19 protein-coding genes are annotated in these 20,767 nt (G+C 59.3%); 16 read left to right on the forward strand and 3 right to left on the reverse strand.

What is annotated here, in order from left to right:
• The first annotated feature begins 54 nt into the window (after positions 1-54).
• Complete coding sequence (locus NFS22_RS09380) at positions 55-399, forward strand: helix-turn-helix domain-containing protein (RefSeq protein ID WP_251317516.1); 345 nt, start codon at positions 55-57, stop codon at positions 397-399.
• A gap of 91 nt (positions 400-490) precedes the next feature.
• Here the strand turns inward: NFS22_RS09380 and NFS22_RS09385 are convergent, their stop codons facing one another.
• Positions 491-1,651 (reverse strand): mannitol-1-phosphate 5-dehydrogenase, encoded by a 1,161-nt coding sequence (locus NFS22_RS09385; protein ID WP_251317517.1) that lies wholly within the window; start codon positions 1,649-1,651, stop codon positions 491-493.
• 418 nt (positions 1,652-2,069) lie between these two features.
• On the opposite strand from NFS22_RS09385, the gene NFS22_RS09390 reads away from it, so the two are divergent.
• Together NFS22_RS09390 and NFS22_RS09395 are read left to right on the forward strand one after the other, a co-directional pair.
• On the forward strand, positions 2,070-2,813 hold the full coding sequence (locus tag NFS22_RS09390) for a DeoR/GlpR family DNA-binding transcription regulator (RefSeq protein ID WP_251317518.1): 744 nt from the start codon (positions 2,070-2,072) through the stop codon (positions 2,811-2,813).
• 48 nt (positions 2,814-2,861) lie between these two features.
• On the forward strand, positions 2,862-4,763 hold the full coding sequence (locus NFS22_RS09395; RefSeq protein ID WP_251317519.1) for a PTS mannitol transporter subunit IICBA: 1,902 nt from the start codon (positions 2,862-2,864) through the stop codon (positions 4,761-4,763).
• Between the two features lie 166 nt (positions 4,764-4,929).
• On the opposite strand, the gene NFS22_RS09400 is transcribed toward NFS22_RS09395, so the two are convergent.
• Complete coding sequence (locus NFS22_RS09400; protein WP_251317520.1) at positions 4,930-5,067, reverse strand: hypothetical protein; 138 nt, start codon at positions 5,065-5,067, stop codon at positions 4,930-4,932.
• Between the two features lie 109 nt (positions 5,068-5,176).
• Here NFS22_RS09400 and NFS22_RS09405 point away from each other — a divergent pair, with 109 nt between their 5' ends.
• The 4 genes from NFS22_RS09405 to NFS22_RS09420 all read left to right on the forward strand — a co-directional run bounded on the left by NFS22_RS09405 (position 5,177) and on the right by NFS22_RS09420 (position 11,254).
• Positions 5,177-6,922, forward strand: coding sequence for a Na/Pi cotransporter family protein (locus NFS22_RS09405; protein WP_251317521.1), 1,746 nt, complete (start codon positions 5,177-5,179; stop codon positions 6,920-6,922).
• 199 nt (positions 6,923-7,121) lie between these two features.
• On the forward strand, positions 7,122-7,796 hold the full coding sequence (locus NFS22_RS09410) for a response regulator (RefSeq protein ID WP_251317522.1): 675 nt from the start codon (positions 7,122-7,124) through the stop codon (positions 7,794-7,796).
• Positions 7,793-9,475 (forward strand): sensor histidine kinase, encoded by a 1,683-nt coding sequence (locus tag NFS22_RS09415; RefSeq protein ID WP_251317523.1) that lies wholly within the window; start codon positions 7,793-7,795, stop codon positions 9,473-9,475. Before NFS22_RS09410 ends, NFS22_RS09415 begins: the two co-directional genes overlap by 4 nt.
• Before the next feature lie 303 nt (positions 9,476-9,778).
• Entirely contained in the window at positions 9,779-11,254 is a 1,476-nt protein-coding gene (locus NFS22_RS09420) for a glycoside hydrolase family 32 protein (protein ID WP_251317524.1), read from the forward strand.
• A gap of 86 nt (positions 11,255-11,340) precedes the next feature.
• On the opposite strand, the gene NFS22_RS23715 is transcribed toward NFS22_RS09420, so the two are convergent.
• Positions 11,341-12,708 carry a sigma-54 interaction domain-containing protein gene (locus tag NFS22_RS23715; RefSeq protein ID WP_277614759.1) on the reverse strand — a complete coding sequence of 456 codons (1,368 nt, stop codon included), beginning with the start codon at positions 12,706-12,708 and terminating at the stop codon, positions 11,341-11,343.
• Between the two features lie 549 nt (positions 12,709-13,257).
• Here NFS22_RS23715 and NFS22_RS09440 point away from each other — a divergent pair.
• The 9 genes from NFS22_RS09440 (at position 13,258) to NFS22_RS09480 (ending at position 20,613) form a co-directional block, all read left to right on the forward strand.
• Complete coding sequence (locus NFS22_RS09440) at positions 13,258-13,986, forward strand: aspartate/glutamate racemase family protein (protein WP_251317525.1); 729 nt, start codon at positions 13,258-13,260, stop codon at positions 13,984-13,986.
• A 128-nt stretch (positions 13,987-14,114) separates the two neighbouring features.
• Positions 14,115-14,441 carry a (2Fe-2S)-binding protein gene (locus NFS22_RS09445; RefSeq protein WP_251317526.1) on the forward strand — a complete coding sequence of 109 codons (327 nt, stop codon included), beginning with the start codon at positions 14,115-14,117 and terminating at the stop codon, positions 14,439-14,441.
• Positions 14,438-15,559 (forward strand): NAD(P)/FAD-dependent oxidoreductase, encoded by a 1,122-nt coding sequence (locus tag NFS22_RS09450; RefSeq protein WP_251317527.1) that lies wholly within the window; start codon positions 14,438-14,440, stop codon positions 15,557-15,559. The genes NFS22_RS09445 and NFS22_RS09450 overlap by 4 nt, the downstream gene beginning before the upstream one ends.
• Positions 15,559-16,083 carry an ATP-binding protein gene (locus NFS22_RS09455; protein WP_251317528.1) on the forward strand — a complete coding sequence of 175 codons (525 nt, stop codon included), beginning with the start codon at positions 15,559-15,561 and terminating at the stop codon, positions 16,081-16,083. The genes NFS22_RS09450 and NFS22_RS09455 overlap by 1 nt, the downstream gene beginning before the upstream one ends.
• Before the next feature lie 5 nt (positions 16,084-16,088).
• Entirely contained in the window at positions 16,089-16,361 is a 273-nt protein-coding gene (locus NFS22_RS09460) for a (2Fe-2S)-binding protein (RefSeq protein WP_251317529.1), read from the forward strand.
• Complete coding sequence (locus tag NFS22_RS09465) at positions 16,354-17,508, forward strand: NAD(P)/FAD-dependent oxidoreductase (RefSeq protein ID WP_251317530.1); 1,155 nt, start codon at positions 16,354-16,356, stop codon at positions 17,506-17,508. Before NFS22_RS09460 ends, NFS22_RS09465 begins: the two co-directional genes overlap by 8 nt.
• Positions 17,509-17,520: 12 nt before the next feature.
• Entirely contained in the window at positions 17,521-18,648 is a 1,128-nt protein-coding gene (locus NFS22_RS09470) for a mandelate racemase/muconate lactonizing enzyme family protein (RefSeq protein ID WP_251317531.1), read from the forward strand.
• Positions 18,649-18,738: 90 nt separating this feature from the next.
• On the forward strand, positions 18,739-20,148 hold the full coding sequence (locus NFS22_RS09475) for a TRAP transporter large permease subunit (protein WP_251317532.1): 1,410 nt from the start codon (positions 18,739-18,741) through the stop codon (positions 20,146-20,148).
• Between the two features lie 51 nt (positions 20,149-20,199).
• Complete coding sequence (locus NFS22_RS09480; RefSeq protein ID WP_251317533.1) at positions 20,200-20,613, forward strand: GlcG/HbpS family heme-binding protein; 414 nt, start codon at positions 20,200-20,202, stop codon at positions 20,611-20,613.
• Positions 20,614-20,767: the final 154 nt, after the last annotated feature.

Below are 20,767 nucleotides of genomic sequence, written 5' to 3' on the forward strand. Positions count from 1 at the left end.
GTAAGAATTCTCCATCTGTGTCTTAGAATATAAGAACAGAAGGGGGCATACTGTATGACGGAATTTGGGCAGGCCCTGCGGCTGGCCCGGGAGCGCCGGGATTTAAGCCAGACCCAGGTTATGGCGCTGACCGGAATCAACAACAAGACCCTGTCCGGGTACGAAAACGGCGTGGCCGAGCCCGACCTGCAAACGCTGGCCATTTTGCTGCGGCTGTACCGGGCGTCGGCGGACCAGCTTTTGCGTCTGAACGGCTTTACCATTCCGGAGGACGAGGAGCGCCTGCTTTCCAGTTACCGCGCGCTGTCCAAAGAGCAGCGGCAGGAGCTGCTTCTGGTGCTGGACACCCTGTCCGCTCACCGCGCCTCCCAGGCAAAAAAGCGGTGGGAGGTCCGCTGACCGCCCGCCTTTTTCACGCATCCCCAAAAGACACCGCTCAGGAAACCGGACCGGTCTCCTGAGCGGCGTTTTTGCAGGGGCGGTATCAGAATTATCCCTTGGCCACGGCCAGGGCGCGGTATACGTCCAGAATGCGGGTGAACAGGGCATCCTCAGGTTTCAGGCCGGTGTACTGTTCCAGCGCCCGCTCCACGCCGCCGTCCTCAATGGCCTTCATCAGCTCCACGCTCTGCTCATCCTCGGGGCAGTTGAAGTGGAGGGCAGCGGCCGCGCCGAAGATCAGGTGATCCACAGGCAGCCCATAGCCGTAGGCGGTCATCAGAGGCTTCATCAGCCGGTCGGTGGGGGACAGCTTGCGGATGGGCTCCCGGGCCACCCGCTGGGTCTCGTCCGCCAGGAAGGGGTTCTGGAAGCGGGCAAAGATACGCTCAATATAGGCGTGGTGGGCATCGGGATCAAAGCCGAACTTTTTAATCAGCCCCTCGCCGCTCTCCCACATGGCCTGGTGGACCAGTGCGCCAATGGCGGGGTCGGCAATGCTCTCCACAATGGTCTTGTGGCCCTTGAGAGAGCCCAGGTAGGCGCAGATGGCGTGGCCGCTGTTCAGGGTGAACAGCTTGCGCTCCAGATAGGCGTCCAGGTTGTCCACCCAGCCCAGCCCCTCAATCTCGGGCCGCTCGCCCTTCCAGCCGCCCTTCTCCACATCCCACTCGGTGTACTGCTCCACAGCCACATCCAGGGGATTTTCAAAGTTGGCCTTGGGGACGATACGGTCTACGGCGCAGTCGGCAAAGCCCACATACTCCTTGGCGTAGGCGGCCTCCTCCTCGCTCAGATTGCTGTAGACGGCCTCCCGCAGCTGGCTGGTACCCCGGATGGCGTTTTCACAGGCCACCACGTTCAGGATCCGGGTGCTCCCGGCCTCCTTCCGGGCCCGGATACCGGCGGCGATAGGTTTGGCCACAATGGGCAGAATGCGCAGGCCCACGGCGGTGGTGATGAGCTCGCAGTCGCCGGCAATGGCTTCCACCAGCTCCGGGCCGGCGGAGGAGATGCCGCTGATGTTGGTGACGGTCAGGTCAGAGCACTCCCTGTCCTGAATGTGGACGGTGTAGCTCCTGCGCTGGTTGATGGCGGAGATCAGGTTGTCCGCCACGTCGGCAAAGGTGACATGGTAGCCGCTCTTCTCCAGCAGGGCCCCGATAAAGCCCCGGCCAATGTTGCCCGCGCCAATCATGATCGCTTGTTTCATGTTCTTACCTTCCTTTATTTTGTTGATATTGAGAGTGTGCGGGATGCTCCGGTGTTTCCTTGGCTAAGAGTATAGCCCATCCCCTCGGGGATAACAAGCGGTAAAGCGCCGAAATATCCACCCCGGTTTTCGCCCAAAAAAGTGATTTTGCACGTTTTTGATTGTTTTACTCCGACTGAACACATTTTTCCCTTTCTTGGCCCGTTTTTTGCTGGTGAGGGCTGGACTCGAATCAAAGGCGGCTCTCCGATTTTTTGGAAATTCTCGTGCGTTTTATATATTATAGACAAAAATTGAGGCGATATTTTGTGAGCTTAGCCGCTGAAAATTGGTTGACTTTCCCTTCGGGCTATGCTAGGATAGCTTTAGTCAAAATCAATCATAAATTCAAAATCAATCAGAAGGGAGTGAGTACATTATGCTGGCTGAACAGCGCGCAAGAGCCATTTTGCAGCAGATCTCCCAGCATCAGACCGTAAGCGTAACAGACCTGTGCCAGGCCACCGGGGCATCGGAGGCCACCATCCGCCGGGACTTAAACGCCCTGGCCCGCCAGGGCAAGCTGGTGAAAATCCACGGAGGGGCCACCAGCCTGGAGGAGGAGGAGTTCCTGGCCCGGGAGCCCGACCTTGCCACCAAGCAGCGCTACTCCCGGGAGAAGGAGCGCATTGCCCGCTACGCCTCCGGCCTGGTGGGGGAGGACGACGTGGTCTTTCTGGACACAGGCACCACCATGCTCCACCTGGCCGACCATCTGAAGGGCTCCAAGGCCCTGTTCGTCACCAGCAGCATTGACCTGGCCGGACGGCTCACCGCCCACAGCCTCCACGTCTATGTGCTGGGCGGTGCGCTCAAGCTGGGCACGGTGGACATTGTGGGCGCCGAAGCCCTGAACGCTCTGCGGCGCTACAACTTTACCAAGGTGTTTCTGGGCACCAGCGGGGTCAGCATCAGCCAGGGGTTCACCACCCCGGACCCGGAGGCGGCGGCGCTGAAATCGCTGGCGGCCTCCCGCGCCCAGTCGGTCTACATGCTGGCCGACTCCAGCAAGTTCGGCCGGGTCACCGCCGCCACCATCCTGCCCCTGGAGGCCGCCCAGATCATCACCGACAAGCTGCCCGACCGCAAATACCTGGACAGCACCGACATTATCGCGGTCTGACCGCGGCTCCATCCCCAAACGGACCATTAAAAGGAAAGGAAGATACCATTGAAAGAACATGTACAAAAATTTGGCCGTTTCCTCAGCGGAATGGTCATGCCCAACATTGGGGCCTTCATAGCCTGGGGCCTGATCGCCGCTCTGTTTATCCCCGCCGGCTGGCTGGGCAAGTGGGGGCCCGCCGCCACCATCAACAACATGGTGGTTCCTATGCTCTCCTATCTGCTGCCCATTCTGATTGGCTACACCGGCGGTAAAGCCGTAGGCGGTCAGAAGGGCGCCGTCACCGGCGCGCTGGCTACTCTGGGCGCCATAGCATCCACTGACGCCACTATGTTTATCGGCGCCATGATCTGCGGCCCTCTGGGCGGCTGGTGCATCAAGAAGTTTGACCAGAAGATGGAGGGACACATTCCCGCCGGCTTCGAGATGGTGGTCAACAACTTCTCGGTGGGCATTATCGGCGGCATTCTGGCCATTCTTTCCATCTTTGTGATCGGCCCCGCCTGTGTGGTCATCACCAACATCCTGGGCACAGGGGTCAGCTTCCTGGTGGACCACGGGCTGCTGCCCTTTACCGCTGTGCTGGTGGAGCCGGCCAAGGTGCTCTTCCTGAACAACGCCATCAATCACGGTGTGTTTACCCCAATCGGCACCGCTCAGGCCATGGAAACCGGCAAGTCCATTCTGTTTATGATTGAGTCCAACCCCGGCCCCGGCCTGGGCCTGCTGCTGGCCTACTGTGTGGCCGGCAAGGGTGAGACCCGCTCCTCCGCCGGCGCCGCCGCCATCATCCAATTTGTAGGCGGCATCCACGAGATTTACTTCCCCTACATTCTGATGAACCCCATCGTAATCCTGGGCCCCATGATCGGCAACATTGCCGGCATCTTCACCCTGTCCGCTCTGGGTGGCGGACTGGTTGCCGCAGCCTCCCCCGGCAGCATCATCGCCGAAGTTCTCATGACTCCCCAGGGCGGCTATGTGGCCAATTTTGCCGGTATCGGCATTGCCGCAGTGGTCAGTTTTGCCATCTCCGTCTTCCTGCTGAAGATGTTCGGCAAGGACACCAGCCTGGCCGAGGCACAGGCCCAGGTGGCCGCCTCCAAGGCCGCGTCCAAGGGTCAGGCCGCTCCCGCCGACGCCCCCACCGGCGCTGAGGTGGACATCCACTCCGTGAAGAAGATTGTCTTCGCCTGCGACGCCGGCATGGGCTCCTCCGCTATGGGCGCCACCATGCTGCGCAACAAGCTGAAGGACGCCGGTATCACTGATATCGAGGTCATTCACCACCCTGTGTCTGAGATTCCCTCCGACTGCCAGATCGTTGTCACCCACCATGAACTGGCCCACCGGGCTGTGGCCAGCAATCCCAAGGCCCGGGTCATCCCCATCCAGAACTTTATGGGCGCCCCTGAGTATGCCATGCTGGTGGAAGAGCTGGTGGCCGCCCGCAGCGGCAAAGCCGCTCCCGCCCCCGCCGCCAAGCCCGCCGAGGCTCCCGCCGCCCCTGGAGCCATCCTGCTGGAGAAGAAGAACATCCTTCTCAACTGCAAGTCCGTTACCCCTGAGGAGGCCATCCGCGCCTGCGGCAAGCTGATGGTGGACAGCGGCTACTGCACCGAGGGCTACGTCCAGGGCATGATCGAGCGCAACGCCGGCTTCCCTGTGGCCATTGGCAGCCACGTGGCCATCCCCCACGGCACCAACGAGTCCCGGGAGTTCATCCAGAAGACCGGCCTGGTGGTTATGACCTATCCCCAGGGCATTGTCTGGGGCGAGGACGAGGAGCTTGTCCGCCTGGTGATTGGCATTGCCTCCCAGGGAGAGGAGCATCTGGACATCCTCAACCGGATTGTGGAGGTCTGCGAGACTGAGGAGGACACCGACGCTCTGGTGGACAGCGCCACCGTGGAAGAGCTGTATAAGAAGCTGAACGGTCTGTCCTGATCCCTTCGCCATCCGCAAACATTCCCGCCGCAATAAACCGCACCCCGCTTGTTACAATTCTTCTTGGAACAAGCGGGGTGCCCTGCTTCGATTGATGATTGCCATAAAAACACTCCCGCCCGGCTGTATAGAGCAGCCGGGCGGGATTTTATCTGGTCACTTTTATTTAAAAAGAGAATGGGCCGCTGAACCTTTCCGCAGACAGCCATTTGGCCACATAGTCATGCAGCGCCTCCATAGTGTTGCCAAACTGGCCTTTAAAGGCCTCGCAGTGGTGGGTGGTATGGAACTTGCGGCTGGCCATTACTGTGGCCGGCCTTTTATTTTACATGAATTTTACACGGCTCTGGTAATGAATTTTACATATATTTGTTACAATATAGAGCGAGAACGTGTAAAGGGGAAATGATTTGATGGACATCTTTGACGCGCTGACGCTGATTGGCGGGTTGAGTCTGTTCCTGTTCGGCATGAGCGTGATGGGACAGGCCCTGGAGCGCAGGGCCGGCGGACAGCTCCGCTCCCTTTTGGGCAAGCTGACCTCCGGCAAGCTCACCGGGCTTTTAACCGGTTTGGGTGTGACCGCCGTGATTCAGAGCTCCTCAGCCACCACGGTGATGGTGGTGGGTTTTGTCAACTCCGGACTGATGAACTTGAAGCAGGCTGTCAACGTCATCATGGGGGCCAATATCGGGACCACCGTGACCGCCTGGGTTTTGAGCCTTGCGGGAATTGACAGCGGGAACGTGGTAATCAAACTGCTAAAGCCCTCCTCCTTTACGCCGGTTCTGGCCTTTCTTGGCATTATTTTTTATATGTTCTGCGGGAACGCCAAGAAAAAGGACACTGGCATGATTCTGCTGGGCTTTGCCACGCTGATGTTTGGCATGGAGACCATGTCCGGCGCTGTTGCCGGACTGCGGGAGGTCCCCGCCTTTCAGCAGATGTTTATTCTGTTCAAAAATCCGGTTTTAGGGGTGGCAGCGGGCACGGTGCTCACCGCTGTGATCCAGTCCAGCTCTGCCTCGGTGGGTATTTTGCAGGCGCTGGCGGTGACGGGACAGGTCTCCTACGGGGCGGCGATTCCCATTATCATGGGCCAGAACATTGGAACCTGCGTAACGGCTATGATCTCCTCCGTCGGAGCGAACAAAAACGCGAAGCGGGCCGCCCTGGTCCATCTCTCCTTTAACATCATCGGAACGGCGGTGCTGCTGTCAGTGTTCTGTCTGCTCCGGGTGTTCCTTCGCCCGCCGTTTCTGGACGAGCCTGCCTCTTTGTGGGGCATCGCCGTAGCCCACTCTGTGTTCAATGTGCTGTGTACCATGCTGATGCTGCCGCTGTCCGGTATTCTGGAGCGGCTTGTCACTGTTCTGGTTCCTGATGCCAGACAGCCAGAGGTGTTTTCCGGTCTGGATGAGCGCCTGCTTGCCGCGCCGCCCATTGCGCTGGAGCGGTGCCGGGGGGCGGCGGCAGACATGGCGGCGGATGCCGTCTCCTCCATGAAGCAGGCCCTTGCCTCCCTGCGGGAGTACTCCCCGGAGCTGGCTGCCTCCATTCGGGAAAAAGAGAGGCGGACGGACGATTATGAGGACCAGCTGGGCACCTACCTTGTAAACCTGAGCACCCGCCCGATCAGCGAGGAGGACAGCAGAGAGGCGGCCAAACTGCTGAAAATGATCGGTGATTTTGAGCGCATTTCCGACCACGCCGTCAACATCCTGGAGTCTGCGGAGGAGATGGAGGACAAGAGGCTGCGCTTCACCGGCGGCGCTATGGCCGAACTTGCCATTGTTTCTGCGGCGGTGGAGGACATTTTGGAGCTGTCCCTTACAGCCTTTCTTCGGGATGATCTGGACACAGCGGCAATGGTGGAGCCGCTGGAGCAGGTGATTGACCAGCTGAAAGAGCAGCTGCGCACCCGGCATATTCTCCGGATGCAGAAGGGGGACTGCTCCATAGACGCGGGATTTGCCTGGTCCGACCTGCTGACCAATCTGGAGCGCACGGCGGATCACTGCTCCAACATCGCCGGGTGTGTAATCGATATGGCCAACGACAGCATGAATCTGCACCAGTCTCTGCGCAGGGTCCGGGATGACAGCGAGGAATTCCGGCGGCGCTTTCAGCAGTACCAGCGAAAATATGCGCTTTGCTGAAGGGCGTCCTGTTCGCGCAGCTCAATGCAGGAGCGGCCTGCGGCCGCCTGTCACTAACAGGCAGGCATATCCTTTTCTGCGGGCGGTGACTGGCTATAAATTAGGTGAGAGTACAGTGCCGGGATGGAAAAACCCATTGCGCGGCAGGACCGGATAGGTTAAAATGAGTGGCAATACAGCCGGGGCGGAGGGGAAAGACATGATTTTTTGTGTGGAAGATGATGAGAGCATCCGGAGCCTGGAGCTCTATGCCCTGAACGCCGCCGGGTTTGAGGCCAGAGGCTTTGAGGATGGCGGCTCTTTTTTAGAGGCGCTGCAGACAGAAAAGCCGGAGCTTGTGCTCCTGGATGTGATGCTGCCCGGAACCAGCGGGGTGGAGCTGCTGAAGCTGATGAGGCAGCCCGGAGAAAACCGGGAAATTCCGGTGATTATGGCCACAGCCAGGGGGGCGGAGTACGACAAGATCCAGAGCCTGGACCTGGGCGCGGACGATTACTTGGTCAAGCCCTTCGGGATGATGGAGATGGTGTCCCGGGTCAAGGCGGTGCTGCGCCGATGCCGCCCCAGGCAGGAGCGGGATGTATTAACGGCGAAAGAGCTGTCAATGGATTTGACAGAGCGCACCGTGACGGCAGGCGGCAGGCGGATTGCCCTCACCTACAAGGAATTTGAACTGCTGCGGCTGTTCCTCTCCGCCCCCGGCGTGGCCTTTACCCGGGAAAAGCTCCTGGCAAGCGTTTGGGATGCGGAGTTTTCCGGCGAGACGCGGACGGTGGATATGCACATCCGCACCCTGCGGCAGAAGCTGGGCAACTATGGCGGGATGATTGAAACGGTCCGCAATGTGGGCTACCGGCTGGAGGTTGGACAATGACAAAGAAAATCTTTCACGCCATCCTCCTTGCAGCGGCGGCGGTGCTGCTGGCCAGCCTTGTCATTGTCATGGGATGCCTGTACAGCTATTTTAAAACCGCCCAGGAGAAGCAGATGAAGGATGAACTGCGCCTTGCGGCCTATGCGGTGGAGGAGAGCGGGCGGGACTATCTGGAGCGGCTGTCCGCCCAGGATTTCCGCTATACCTGGAAGCCGGATTACCGCCTGACCTGGATCGCCCAGGACGGGACCGTGCTGTTTGACACCGTTGAGCCCGCCGGGCAGATGGAGAACCACGGAAACCGGGCGGAGGTCCAGGAGGCCTTTGCCAAGGGCGAGAGCAGCAGCATCCGCTATTCCAACACCCTGACAGAAGGGACGCTTTATTACGCCAGGGCGCTGAACAACGGCACTGTACTGCGGATTTCTATCCGTCAGATCACGGTGCTGGCCCTGATGCTCAGTATGCTCCAGCCGATTGTGCTGGTGGCGGTCTTTGCCGCCATTCTTTCCGCCGTTCTGGCCCACGGGATGGCCGGTAAAATTGTCCACCCGCTGAACAATCTGGACCTGGACCGTCCGCTGGAGAACAACGCCTATGAGGAGCTGGCCCCCCTTCTGGGCCGCATCCACCAGCAGCGGCAGCAGATCTCGGCCCAGCTCCAGAGCCTGCGGGAAAAGACAGATGAATTTGACCAGATCACCAGCCATATGAATGAGGGGCTGGTTCTGCTGGACAACGCCGGAAAAATTTTAAGCATCAACCCGGCGGCCCAGCAAATTTTTGGGGTGGACCCCTCCTGCGGCGGACGGGATTTTCTGCTGATTAACCGGGACCACCACATGAGCGCCGCCCTCCTTGCGGCGGCGGAGCGCGGCCACGGCCAGGCCCGCGGGGGGCGAAACGGCAGGGAATACCAGTTTGACGTGAGCCGGATTGAGTCAGACGGCGCGGCCATGGGTACGGTGCTGCTGGCCTTTGACGTGACAGAACAGGTGTCGGCAGAGCGAAACCGCCGGGAATTTACGGCGAATGTATCCCACGAGCTGAAAACGCCTCTGCAATCCATTCTGGGCAGTGCGGAGCTGCTGAAAAACGGACTGGTCAAACCGGAGGATATTCCCCGCTTTTCCGGCCTGATCCACACGGAGGTGGCCCGGCTGGTGGCACTGGTGGAGGACATCATCCATCTGTCCCAGTTTGACGAGGGGGTTGCGCCGGCCCGAGAGGCCGTTGACCTGTTCCGTCTGGCGGAGGCGGCGGCGGAGGCCCTGCGGGGCGGGGCGGAGAAAAAGCATGTCCAACTTCTGGTAACCGGCGAACGTGTCCAGGTAACCGGCGTCCGCAGCATTTTATATGAGATGATCTATAATCTGTGTGACAATGCAATCAAATACAACGTGGAAAAGGGGCGGGTGGAGATAGAGACGGCCAACAGCGGACAGGGCCCCGTGCTTGTTGTTCGGGATACCGGCATTGGGATTCCCCCCGAATATCAGTCCAGGGTGTTCGAGCGCTTTTTCCGGGTGGACAAAAGCCGCTCCAAGGCCTCCGGTGGTACCGGGCTGGGGCTGTCAATCGTAAAGCACGCCGCCCAGTACCATCACGCGGCAGTTGACCTGCGCAGCCAGGCGGGTGAGGGAACAACAATTACAGTTGCGTTTCCTCCGGCGGAGTGATCCAAAGGAGCCGCCGCAGGCGGCACAGCGAAGCCGTGACGGAGGGAGTTCGCACAGGAGGAAGTTGGAAATTGCTTTGTTTTACCCCCCCTCTGTCACCTCCTGCGGCGGCAGGGAAATCATGTAGGGCGCGACGACCCCGGCGCGCTGTTGCAGCAGCTGTCAACCAGCGGCAGGCCGTCCCGTTTTGTCTTGCCAAAGCTCTTTTACCTGTGGTACAATGAGAAAACCGCTGCGATAAGCGCAAAGGGCAGGGGCAGCGCCCCTGCCTTTATTCTTATAAAACATACCGGAGGTATTCCAATGACCAGTGAACTGCTGCAAAAGGCCCGGGACCTTGAGGCCCGGTACGGCCCCCGCATTCCAGACAGCGAGCGCCCCGCCCTTCACGCCACCCCTGCCATTGGCTGGATGAACGATCCCAACGGCTTCTCCATGTACAGGGGGGAGTGCCACCTGTTTTATCAGTATCACCCCTACTCCAACGAGTGGGGCCCCATGCACTGGGGGCACCTGAAAACAAAGGATTTTATCCATTGGGAGCGCCTGCCCGCCGCCCTGGCCCCGGACCGGGACTATGACGCCGCCGGCTGCTTCTCCGGCGGGGCGGCGGAGCTGCCTGACGGGCGGCAGCTGCTGATGTACACCGGAGTCCGGCGCATATATGACGCCGAGGGCTTTCTCCAGGAGATTCAGACCCAGTGTGCCGCCGTGGGTGACGGGGTGAACTATGAAAAGGCTCCAAATAACCCGGTGCTGGATGATAAGGACCTGCCCGAGGGGGGCAGCGCCATTGACTTCCGGGACCCCAAGATCTGGTGGGAGGACGGCGTACTATACGCGGCCATTGGCAACCGCACCGCCGACGGCAGCGGGGCCGTTTTACTCTACCGGGAGACCGGAAGCCTCAAATGGGAATTTGTCCGCACCTTGGACGCCAGCCGCTGCCAGTACGGAAAAATGTGGGAGTGCCCCGACTTCTTCCCCCTGGACGGCAGGCAGGTGCTGATTACCAGCCCCCAGGATATGGACCCGGTAGGCCTGGAGTTCCACGCCGGAAACGGCACCCTGTGCCTGATCGGGGACTATGACCCCCAGGGCGGGGGCTTTGTGCGGCAATATGCCCAGGCCATTGACTATGGACTGGATTTTTATGCCCCCCAGACCCTGCTTGCTCCGGACGGACGGCGGATCATGATCGCCTGGATGCAGAACTGGGACACCGTGGGGGCCAAGCCCGGCCATTGCCGCTGGTTCGGGCAGATGACCCTGCCCCGGGAGCTGGCCGTGAAGGATGGGCGGCTGTATCAAACCCCTGTACGGGAGCTGGAGAATTACCGGAGCGGCTGTGTGGTCCACCGGAATATCCCGGTCAGCGGCGAGATCAACCTGCCCGGGGTCCAGGGGCGGGTGCTGGATATGACGGTGGACGTCCGCCCCACAGGGGGTGAGCTCTACCGCTGGTTCCGTATCCGAGTGGCCAAGGACGGGGAGCATGAGACCATCATCCGCTACCGCCCCAGCGACGGCACCGTAAAAATCGACCGGACCCGCAGCGGCCTGCCCCGGGATATTGTCCACACCCGCAGCTTTTTGGCGCGGCCCCAGGGGGGCAAAATCAAATTCCGCATCATTCTGGATCGGTTCAGCGTGGAGGTCTTTGTCAACGACGGCGAACAGGCGGCCAGCGCGGTTATCTACACCCGGCAGGAGGCGGAGGCCATCACCTTTGAGGCCGGCGGCTCTGCTTTGATGGACGTGGAAAAGTACAGCCTATAGCAATCATCAGCTTTGCTGACACATGCAGGGGCGGCCGCAGGCCGCCCCTGCAACTATGGTGGCAGAAGTTTGAAGCTTGCTATAATTTAATTCCCCTTGTCCCGCAGTTCATACTGGCGCAGCTTTTTGTACAGGCCGGACAGGGAGATGCCCAGCTCCGCCGCCGCCCGCCTCTTTCCCTCCAGCGAGGGGCCGCAGCGCTCCAGGGCCTGTTTGATGGCCTGTTCCTCCAGCTTGGCCAGGGGCACGATATCCCCGGCGGGATGGACAGCCATATCTCCCCGCACTCCCAGAACATGTGCCACGTCATCCCCGCTGACCACGGTTCCCTCCCGGTACAAAAGCAGCCGCTCGGTGACATTTTCCAGCTCACGCACATTTCCCGGCCAGTTATAACCGGTGAGCAAGTTCAATGCCTCCCTGGAAATGGAGCAGGGGACCGCGCCCATGGTGTGCTTTTTTAAAAAGTGGTTCAGGAGCAGGGGGATATCCCCCTTCCTGTCACGAAGGGGCGGGACCTCCAGATGGATCACGTTCAGCCGGTAGTAGAGGTCCTGGCGGAATTGCTTCATTCGGATCTGCTCCTGAAGGTTCTGGTTGGTGGCGGCGATAATCCGGACGTCCAGAGCCATGGTCCGGGTGGAGCCCACTCGCTCCACCTCCTTCTCCTGGAGGGTCCGCAGCAGCTTGGCCTGGAGGGAGAAGTCCAGGTCGCCGATCTCATCCAAAAAGATGCTTCCGCCCTGGGCCAGCTCAAATTTTCCTTTTTTCTCCCTGGACGCGCCGGTAAAGGCCCCCTTTTCATAGCCGAACAGCTCGCTCTCCAGCAGGGAGGAGGGGATGGCCGGGCAGTTGACCCGGATAAAGGGCTTGTCCGAACGCAGACTGTGGCTGTGGATGGCGTGGGCGAACAGCTCCTTGCCGGTGCCGCTCTCCCCTGTGAGGAGGACGGAGGCGTCGGACTCCGCCGCCCGCTTGGCCTGCCTGATGCACTCCAAAAAGCGGGTGTCCTCTCCGATCAGGTCCTGAAAGCTGTAGGAGGGCCGCTCCAGCTGACGCAGCTTGTTTTTCAGCTGAGTCATCTCGGTATCCCGCTCTTTCAGCCGCTGGGCCAGCTTCATGTAGCTGGTCTGGTCGTTAAAAATGGTGATGATTCCGATCATCTCCCCGTTTTCTTCCCGGATGGGGGAGGCGTTGGACACCATAACAACTCCCTCCCGGGAGCTGCTCACCACGCCATAGGCCGGAAGCCCGGATTTAAATACCTTGGCGGCGGCCCCGTGGGGCTGTACCTCCAGTACGTTGTGCCCCAGGCGGGCCTCCAGGGGCAGGCCGGTCATAGAGGTAAAGGCCTTGTTGCAAAAGATATAAGTGCCCCGGGCGTCCAGGATCTGAATTCCCTCGGTGGCGAATTCTTCTACCGCATATACAATCAGCTGTTCCAGTTTTTCCATAGGCTGCTCCCCCGTTGAGTGTGGAATAATTCTAATTTCAAGAACGATATTCTAATAAATAGAACTCCTGGGAAATTTACAGTTGACATTCCCGTGGTTTTGTGTTACCATCATCTCAGCAAGGGCAAAGATGTCTTTGAACGGTTTCCGGTCAACATCTTTGTCCTTGTCTTATTTTTTGGGGTTTTGGGGCGATGGTTTAGAAGAAAATCTTCTAAAAAGCCTGCCTCAGACACAAAAATGAGGCATTCTAAAAAATAGAATCTTTAACAAACTAAATCTCTGAATTACTGAAGGCACACAATCTTTCCCAAAACTTTATTTCAATTCAAAACAGAGAGAAACGGGGCGAAAAATTAAAAAATCAGTCAAATCTCAACACCTCTCGCCAAAAGCTTGGCCTTTTCAACAAAATTGGCACAATAATTGCTTGATATATTTGTCATAAGCGTCCAAGGCCTGATACCGCACGTTTCCGCCTGTTATCTGATCTGGACAGACCTTTGGCAGGCCGGCTTGGTCGTGATTCAAAGAGAGGAGGAAAACGGAATGAGATTGATAGGGGGTCATACAAATTACGGCCAGGATATCGGCGTTTTAATGCTGGATACCAGATTCCCCCGCATCCCCGGCGATATCGGAAACGCCAAGAGCTACCCCGGCGTTCCGGTGCGCTACAAGGTGGTCAAAGACGCCTTTACAGACCGTATTATGGGACAGGACCATGACCCCGCTCTGCTTCAACCCTTTATCCAGGCCGCCCGGGAGCTGGAGACCGAGGGCTGCAAGGCGATTACCACCAGCTGCGGCTTTTTGGCCAAATTCCAGCGGGAGCTGGCCAACAGCGTCAATGTTCCTGTATTTACTTCGGCCCTCATGCTGGTTCCTTTGGTGCGGCAGATGGTGAACCAGGACAAGGAGATTGCCATTTTTACCGAGCGCCCATGGAACCTGACGGAGGACCACTTCAACCAGGCCGGATTTTCTACAAAGGATATTCCCGTTGTGGTCAGCGGCATGCCGGAGGGCTCTCCCTTCCCGGAGCTGTTTATCGGCAACAACCTGGAGGAGGAGCGGGAGGTTTTGCAGCAGTGCATGGAGGAGATGACCTCCCGCCACATGCGGGAGCACCCCAACACCGGGGCAATCGTCTTTGAGTGTACCAACTTCGGTCCCTTCAGCCGCCAGGTCCAGGATATTGCCAAGGTGCCTGTATTTGGCATCAATCAGCTGCTGGAGTATATTGCCGCCTGTGTGGATGTGCAGGCCTATTACTAAGGCCGGCCGCCAAAGCGGCTTGGGGCGGCGGGTGATTGCATTATACCACACCCTTTGCCCCATGAACAGGCAAAAGTTTTTCAACGGAACATCAATCTGCGCAGCAGAGTAAGGAGTGTTTTCAAAAGATGAGAGTAATCGACCATCCAATTCTGGACGAGCTGGACACCTCCAAACAGGTGACCATCTACTGTGACGGAAAGCCCATCCCCGCGCTGGAGGGGGAGCCCATTGCGGCGGCCCTGATGAACGCGGGCATCCGGTCCTTCCGCACCACACCCAAGCGGAAGGAAAAGCGGGGCATCTTCTGCGCCATTGGCCGGTGCACCGACTGCATGATGATTGTAGACGGCGTGCCCAACACCCGCACCTGCGTCACCCCGGTGCGGGACGGCATGCATGTCAAAACCCAGGAGGGGCTGGGTTCCTTTGAGGGGAAGGAGGAGAAGGCGTGAAAATCAAGGAGACGGATGTAGCCATTGTGGGCGCGGGCTCGGCGGGACTGAGCGCCGCCTATCAGGCGGCCTCCGCGGGGGCCAAGGTGCTGGTGCTGGACGAGAACCGCCTGCCCGGCGGGCAGCTGTTCAAGCAGATTCATAAATTCTTCGGCTCACGGGCCCACCAGGCGGGCACGCGGGGCTACATGATCGGCCGGCAGCTGCTGGAGCGGGTGGAGCAAAGCGGCGCCGAGGTCTGGCTGGACACTCTGGTGTACGGTATGGAGAAAAACTGCCATCTGGGCGTGATCCGCAATGGGGAGCACTGGGTGGTCAAGGCCAAAAAGGTGATTGTGGCCACTGGGGCCAAGGAGAACTACCTGGCCTTTCCGGGCAGCACCCTGCCCGGGGTTATGGGGGCCGGGGCGGCCCAGACTATGATTAACGTCAACCGGGTGCTGCCCGGCCAGCGGATTCTCATGCTGGGCTCGGGCAACGTGGGGCTGATTGTGTCCTACCAGCTGATGCAGGCCGGGGCCGACGTGGTGGCTTTGGTGGACGCCGCCCCCAATATCGGCGGCTACGGGGTCCACGCCGGCAAGATCCGCCGGGCGGGCGTCCCCTTCTATATCAGCCACACCATCAAACAGGTTACCGGCAAAGACCAGGTGGAGCAGGTGGAAATTATCCAGGTGGACAGCAAGTTCCAGCCCATCCCGGGGACGGAGAAGACCTTTGATGTGGATACCGTCTGCCTGGCTGTGGGATTGAACCCTATGACCGAGCTGATCTGGATGACGGGCTGTGAGTTCTGCTTTATTCCCGCCTTCGGCGGACATGTACCCCTCCACGACGGAAACATGGAGACCTCTGTTCCCGGCCTGTATGTGGCCGGCGACGTCACCGGCGTGGAGGAGGCCTCCTCCGCCATGGAGGAGGGCAACCTGGCCGGCGTGGCCGCCGCCGAAGCCCTGGGCCTGCTGAGCCCGGAGGAGGCCGCCGCCAAGAAGGGCGAGATTCGGGGCCGCCTGGATATTCTCCGCTCCGGCCTGTTCGGTGAGAAGCGGCGGAGCGCCAAGCAGTCCCAGCTGCAAAACATGGCCGACTATCAGCAGAAGAAAGGTGGGAGTCTGTAATGGACGGAGTGAGATATACCGGCGTGCCCTCCCCGGAGGAGCTGAAAAACTGTCCGGGCATTCCCAGCGAGGAGCGGATGAAGAAGGGCCGCGTGGCCTGTGTGGAGTGCGTGCAGGAGATCCCCTGCAACCCCTGTGAGGGCATCTGCCCCTTCCACGCCATCACAGTGGGGGAGCAGATTACCGCCCTGCCCCACCTCCATGAGGAGATCTGCACCGGCTGCGGCCTGTGCGTGGCCAACTGCCCCGGCCTGGCCATCACCATTGTGGACAAGTCCCTGTCGGAGACAGAGGGCAGTGTGGACTTCCCATTTGAGTATCTGCCCCTGCCCCAGAAGGGGGACGTGGTGGACGCGGTGAACCGGGAGGGCCAGGTGGTATGCAGCGGAACCGTGCTGTCGGTGAAAAAGCCCGCGTCTTACAGCGGGACAGCCGTGGTAAGCCTGAAGGTGCCGCTGGAGTATGTGGACCAGGTGCGCAGCATGAAGAGGCTGCCCAGAACCAGTCTGAAACAGGAGGGATGATTGTCATGGGAGAGGAACTGATTATCTGCCGCTGCCAGGAAGTAACGGAGAAGGAGATATTGGACGCCATTGCCGACGGCGCCACCACTGTAGACGGCGTGAAACGGCGCACCAGAGCCTGCATGGGGCTGTGCCAGGGCAAGACCTGCGGCCGGCTGGTACAGAGCATGGTGGCCAGACAGACAGGGCAAAACCCCGCTGACGTCCCGCCCCAGAAGAGCCGGATGCCCGCCCGCCCTGTAAAAATCGGAACGTTTGGAGGGCCGGAGGATGTATGATGTCATTGTGATGGGCGGCGGTATTATCGGCTGCTCTGTGGCCTGGCAGCTGTCCAAGCTGGGCAAAAAGGTGCTGATTGTGGAGCGGACCGACATAGCCAGCGGCTCCGCCGGCGCCACCGACGGCGTGGTGGGCTACCACACCAAAAAGCCTGGACCTCAGCTGGACCTGGCCGTCCAGTCCATTGAGATGTTCAAAACCCTGAACGAGGAACTGGGCATGGATGTGGAGTACGGCCTGGAGGCCGGCGGCATACAGCCCGTGGAGAACAAGGAGCAGTGGGACATGCTGTCCGCCATGGCGGAGGAGCAGCGCAAAAGCGGAGTGGATATCCGCATGATCTCCGCCCGGGAGGCTTGCCAAATCGAGCCCAACCTGAACCCGGATATCTACGGGGCCCTCTATTCCCCCACCGGCGGCAAGGTAAATCCCCTGGCCCTCACCGTGGCCTTCTCCCGGGCCGCCAAAAAGCTGGGGGCCGAGATCATGACCAACACCGAGGTCACCGGCTTTATCATTGAGGAGGGCCGGGCCAAGGGAGTTGTCACCAGCAAGGGCGAGTTCCGGGCGGACGCCATTGTCAACGCCTGCGGCTCCTGGGCCGGCAAGGTGGCCAAGCTGGCCGGGCTGGATCTGCCCATCAAGCCCAGAAAGGGCCAGCTGGCGGTGACCGAGCCCATAGGCCCCTATCTCACCGCCACCGTTCAGTGCGCCCTGTACAACGTAATCAAATTCCGTCCGGAGACCATCAAGGACCAGACAGTGCTGAAGCTGGGCTCCTCCCTGAGCATTGAGCAGCAGGAGAGCGGCGGACTGATTATCGGCGGCACCCGGGAATTTGTGGACTACGAGGGCGAAAACACCTTCGAGGCGGTGGAGACCATGATGAAGCGGGCGGTCCGCTTCTTCCCCGCTCTGAAGGATGTGAGCGTGATCCGATTTTTCTCCGGCTTCCGCCCTTACACCCCCGACGGCCTGTCCCTGCTGGGAGAGGTGAAAACCCTGCCCGGCTTTTACATGGCGGCGGGCCACGAGGGCGACGGCATCGCCCTGGCCCCCATCACCGGCAAGCTGATCGCGGAGCTGATTGTCACCGGCAAAACCTCTTACGACATCTCCGATTTCAGCCCCAACCGGTTTCTGTAAGGAGGAGTTGCGTTGAAAATCAAGAAAATTTCCTCCATCGTGGTGGATATTCCCCTCACCCGGCCCCATGTGATGTCTCTGGTTACGGTAAAAGACGTCAATTACCTCTTTGTGCGGATTGAGGGCGAGAACGGCGCAGTAGGCTGGGGCGAGACGTCTTTCCTGGGCGGGCCGACCTGGTCAGAGGAGAGCGTGGAATCTGCGGCGGCAGTGGTCAACAAGTATGTGGGGCCGCTTTTGATCGGCAAGGATTTTGAACAGATTGAGTCACTGCGGCATTTTATGGAAACCCTGGTGCGGGGCAACCACTTTGCCCTGGCGGCAATCGAGCTGGCCCTGTGGGACCTGCTTGGACAAACCCGTGGACTGCCGGTTTACGACCTTCTGGGCGGACTGTGCCGAGACCGGGTGCCCATGAGCTGGTCGCTGGCCGCAGGGAGCATTGAAGCCGACCTGCGGGAGGCGGAGGAGATGTCCGCGAAAGGAAATTTCGTCTTCAAGTTCAAAACCGGCCTGAAAACCCCGGAGGAGGACGCCCAGCGGATCAAGGCGGTGCGTGAGGCGTTCCCCCAGGCTCAGCTCCGGGCCGACGCCAACCAGGGCTGGGACCGGGCCGCGGCCCTGCGGGCATGCCGGCTTTTTGAGCCCTATCGCCTGGACTTTATTGAACAGCCCGTGCCCAAAACGGATATAGACAGCCTGGAGTACATCAATAAACACTCCAACACCCCTATTATGGCCGACGAGAGCCTGGAGTCCATCCAGGCGGCCACCCAACTGGTCAAACGGGACGCGGTGGGCGTATTTGGCATCAAGCTGTCAAAAGCCGGCGGGCTGCTGGGCGGAAAGCGGCTGGCGGGAATTGCAGAGGGCGCATGCTTCCCCTGCTATGTGGGCAGCATGTTTGAAACCCCGCTGTGCAACGCAGCCCATCTGCATTTCTGCTGCTCCACCCCTCAGGTGGTGCTGGGCTGTGAGTTGTTCGGCCCCATGCTGCTGGCCGATCAGGTCACAAATGAGATGACAGCTTTTCAAGATGGACATGTCCTGCTTGAGCGCGGTAAACCGGGCTTTGGAATAACAATGAATGAGCAGAAACTGAAGCAATATGCCCGCGGCCCCTTTGCCGACATTACGTAAAGGGCACCAAGCTGTGAGCAGAGATTGTGGAAAGGAGGCAATAACCTGTTCGGGTGAGAGAAATCGGTAACTAAAGAGAGGAGAGTATTCATGGAAAAAGTCCTAATCACTATTGTAATTCTGCTATGTATTGTCCTGATTAAAAAGATCCCCTTTATCGGTGGAAATATCACAGCAGGTCTGGCTATTGCCGGTCTGGTTACTATGCTGCTGAACGGGGTGTTTAATCCCGGCACCTGGATTGTTGCTTTTATTGACGGCCTGGATCGAATGGCGTGGATCATGTTTCTGGCTGCGTTCGGTTCCGTCTTTGCCCAGATCAACACGGAGTTGGGGGCTGTGGACACTGTAATCGGCGCACTGAACGCCAAATTCCACCGCAGGCCCCGGGTTCTGGCCGTGTGCATCATGTTTGTGCTGCTGCTGGCCGGCTCCCTGATGGGTGACGCCGTGGCCGCCTCCACCGTAATCGGAATTCTGACCTTTGGCATTCTTGCCTCCATGAATATCCCCCTGCATAAAATCTGCTGTCTGGTTGTTATGGGTGCCTCCATTGGCTCCATTATGCCCCCCATGTCCCAGGCCCTGGCTCTGGCCGCTACCCTGGCCGGCGCCGACCCTGACGCTGTGTTGAACATTGGCTATTTTTCTGTGGGCTTTGTGTTCCTTGCCATGGCTATTTACACCTGCCTCTTCCTGGTGAAGAAGGACAACGTGCCTGGCGCCAACCCCGAGGTGGAAATCAAGCTGGCAAACGAGACCGCCGGCCAGATTTTGAGGGAAAACTGGAAATCCCTGATTCCCGTCATGTTCCTGATCCTTGTGGTGGCCTGCCGCAGCTTTGACTTTATCGGCATCGACCTGGGTCCCCTGATCCTGCAAAATATCAAGTTCAGCATCAACGAGGAGACCACCAACCTTTACGCCCTGATGGGCAGCACCACCATCCTGAAAGGCTGCACCAACGGCGTGGTGATTTCCATTGTCTGCGCCATTGTGTTCTCTCTGGTGTTTAAGCCCGTGCGGGAGAACTTTGGACGCATTGTGTCTACCGGCGTAAAGAATTCCATGCCCTGCGTCGGAATCCAGATTGCCTGCTCGTTTATGCTGGGCGCGTTCTATTACTGCGGCTCCATTGAAGCTGTGGCCCAGTTCTGCCAGAACCTGAATAACAGCATCCTGAAGGTGGGCGCCGGCGCCTGTCTGATGGTCCTGGGCGCCCTCACCGGCTCTCAGTCCACTGCTCAGAACGTGGTCAACACCTTTGCCCTCCCCATCCTGACCGCTACCGGCACCAACCCTGTGTTTGCCGCTGTGGGCGGCGGCCACCTGGCTGCCGGCGGCATGGGCCTGCCCCCCGCGGACCTGACCACCTTTGTGGTGGCCGGCCTTATCAGCGCCCAGTTCAAAAAGGACTGCGACCCCCTCAAGTCCATGTTCTGGATGGTCCCCTACTCCCTTGTGATGTGTGCGGTGGGCTTCTTCTTCTGGTTTGTATAGGCAGAAAGCGGTATCTACTAAGATCTCATTTCATATCAGGAGGACAAATTTATGATTCGCAGAGTTTCTCAGGACCAGTTCACCGCCCTGTGTGAAAAGGTCATTGGTGACATTAAAAAAGAAAACGGCAAGCCCATTGTGATTGTGATCGCCGACGAGGCGGGGGACATTGTCCATATGACTCACATGGACGGCGCGCCTGCCCGCAGCGGGGTGATCGCCTCAGGCAAGGCCTATACGGCCATCCGTATGGGACGTACCACCGCCGCCCTGGGCCAGTTCTGCCAGGACTCCAACACGCCGCTGACCGCCTTTGTCATTCCCGGGCTGACTACCATGCCCGGCGGCACCCCCGTCTATGACAAAAACGGCGCCATTGTAGGCGCGGTAGGCGTAAGCGGCCGCTCCGCGGCGGAGGACCAGGAAATGGCCGACCTGTGCGCCAAATTCCTGTCCCAGTATTGATCGCCCGCCCCTGAAATACCAAAATCCCGCTGGAATCAAAAAATTCCGGCGGGATTTTAACTGTCCAAGGGAAGTCTTTTTATCTGAGTGAGGGAAACAATCCGGCTTTCGAGCAAAAATAAACCTTGCGCAAGAAGAGGGAATCTGCGACAAT

Origin of the sequence: Flintibacter muris, from assembly GCF_943192995.1 — a bacterium.
GTDB classification, from domain to species: Bacteria; Bacillota; Clostridia; order Oscillospirales; family Oscillospiraceae; genus Lawsonibacter; species Lawsonibacter muris.

Bases quoted from the DNA above. Each gene is read 5' to 3' on its own strand.
- NFS22_RS09400 (WP_251317520.1), bottom strand. From the start codon at position 5,067: ATGGCCAGCCGCAAGTTCCATACCACCCACCACTGCGAGGCCTTTAAA.
- NFS22_RS09460 (WP_251317529.1), top strand. From the start codon at position 16,089: ATGGGAGAGGAACTGATTATCTGCCGCTGCCAGGAAGTAACGGAGAAG.
- NFS22_RS09465 (WP_251317530.1), top strand. From the start codon at position 16,354: ATGTATGATGTCATTGTGATGGGCGGCGGTATTATCGGCTGCTCTGTG.
- NFS22_RS09410 (WP_251317522.1), top strand. From the start codon at position 7,122: ATGATTTTTTGTGTGGAAGATGATGAGAGCATCCGGAGCCTGGAGCTC.
- NFS22_RS09385 (WP_251317517.1), bottom strand. From the start codon at position 1,651: ATGAAACAAGCGATCATGATTGGCGCGGGCAACATTGGCCGGGGCTTT.
- NFS22_RS09480 (WP_251317533.1), top strand. From the start codon at position 20,200: ATGATTCGCAGAGTTTCTCAGGACCAGTTCACCGCCCTGTGTGAAAAG.
- NFS22_RS09445 (WP_251317526.1), top strand. From the start codon at position 14,115: ATGAGAGTAATCGACCATCCAATTCTGGACGAGCTGGACACCTCCAAA.
- NFS22_RS09390 (WP_251317518.1), top strand. From the start codon at position 2,070: ATGCTGGCTGAACAGCGCGCAAGAGCCATTTTGCAGCAGATCTCCCAG.
- NFS22_RS09415 (WP_251317523.1), top strand. From the start codon at position 7,793: ATGACAAAGAAAATCTTTCACGCCATCCTCCTTGCAGCGGCGGCGGTG.
- NFS22_RS23715 (WP_277614759.1), bottom strand. From the start codon at position 12,708: ATGGAAAAACTGGAACAGCTGATTGTATATGCGGTAGAAGAATTCGCC.
- NFS22_RS09475 (WP_251317532.1), top strand. From the start codon at position 18,739: ATGGAAAAAGTCCTAATCACTATTGTAATTCTGCTATGTATTGTCCTG.
- NFS22_RS09380 (WP_251317516.1), top strand. From the start codon at position 55: ATGACGGAATTTGGGCAGGCCCTGCGGCTGGCCCGGGAGCGCCGGGAT.
- NFS22_RS09440 (WP_251317525.1), top strand. From the start codon at position 13,258: ATGAGATTGATAGGGGGTCATACAAATTACGGCCAGGATATCGGCGTT.
- NFS22_RS09405 (WP_251317521.1), top strand. From the start codon at position 5,177: ATGGACATCTTTGACGCGCTGACGCTGATTGGCGGGTTGAGTCTGTTC.
- NFS22_RS09420 (WP_251317524.1), top strand. From the start codon at position 9,779: ATGACCAGTGAACTGCTGCAAAAGGCCCGGGACCTTGAGGCCCGGTAC.
- NFS22_RS09455 (WP_251317528.1), top strand. From the start codon at position 15,559: ATGGACGGAGTGAGATATACCGGCGTGCCCTCCCCGGAGGAGCTGAAA.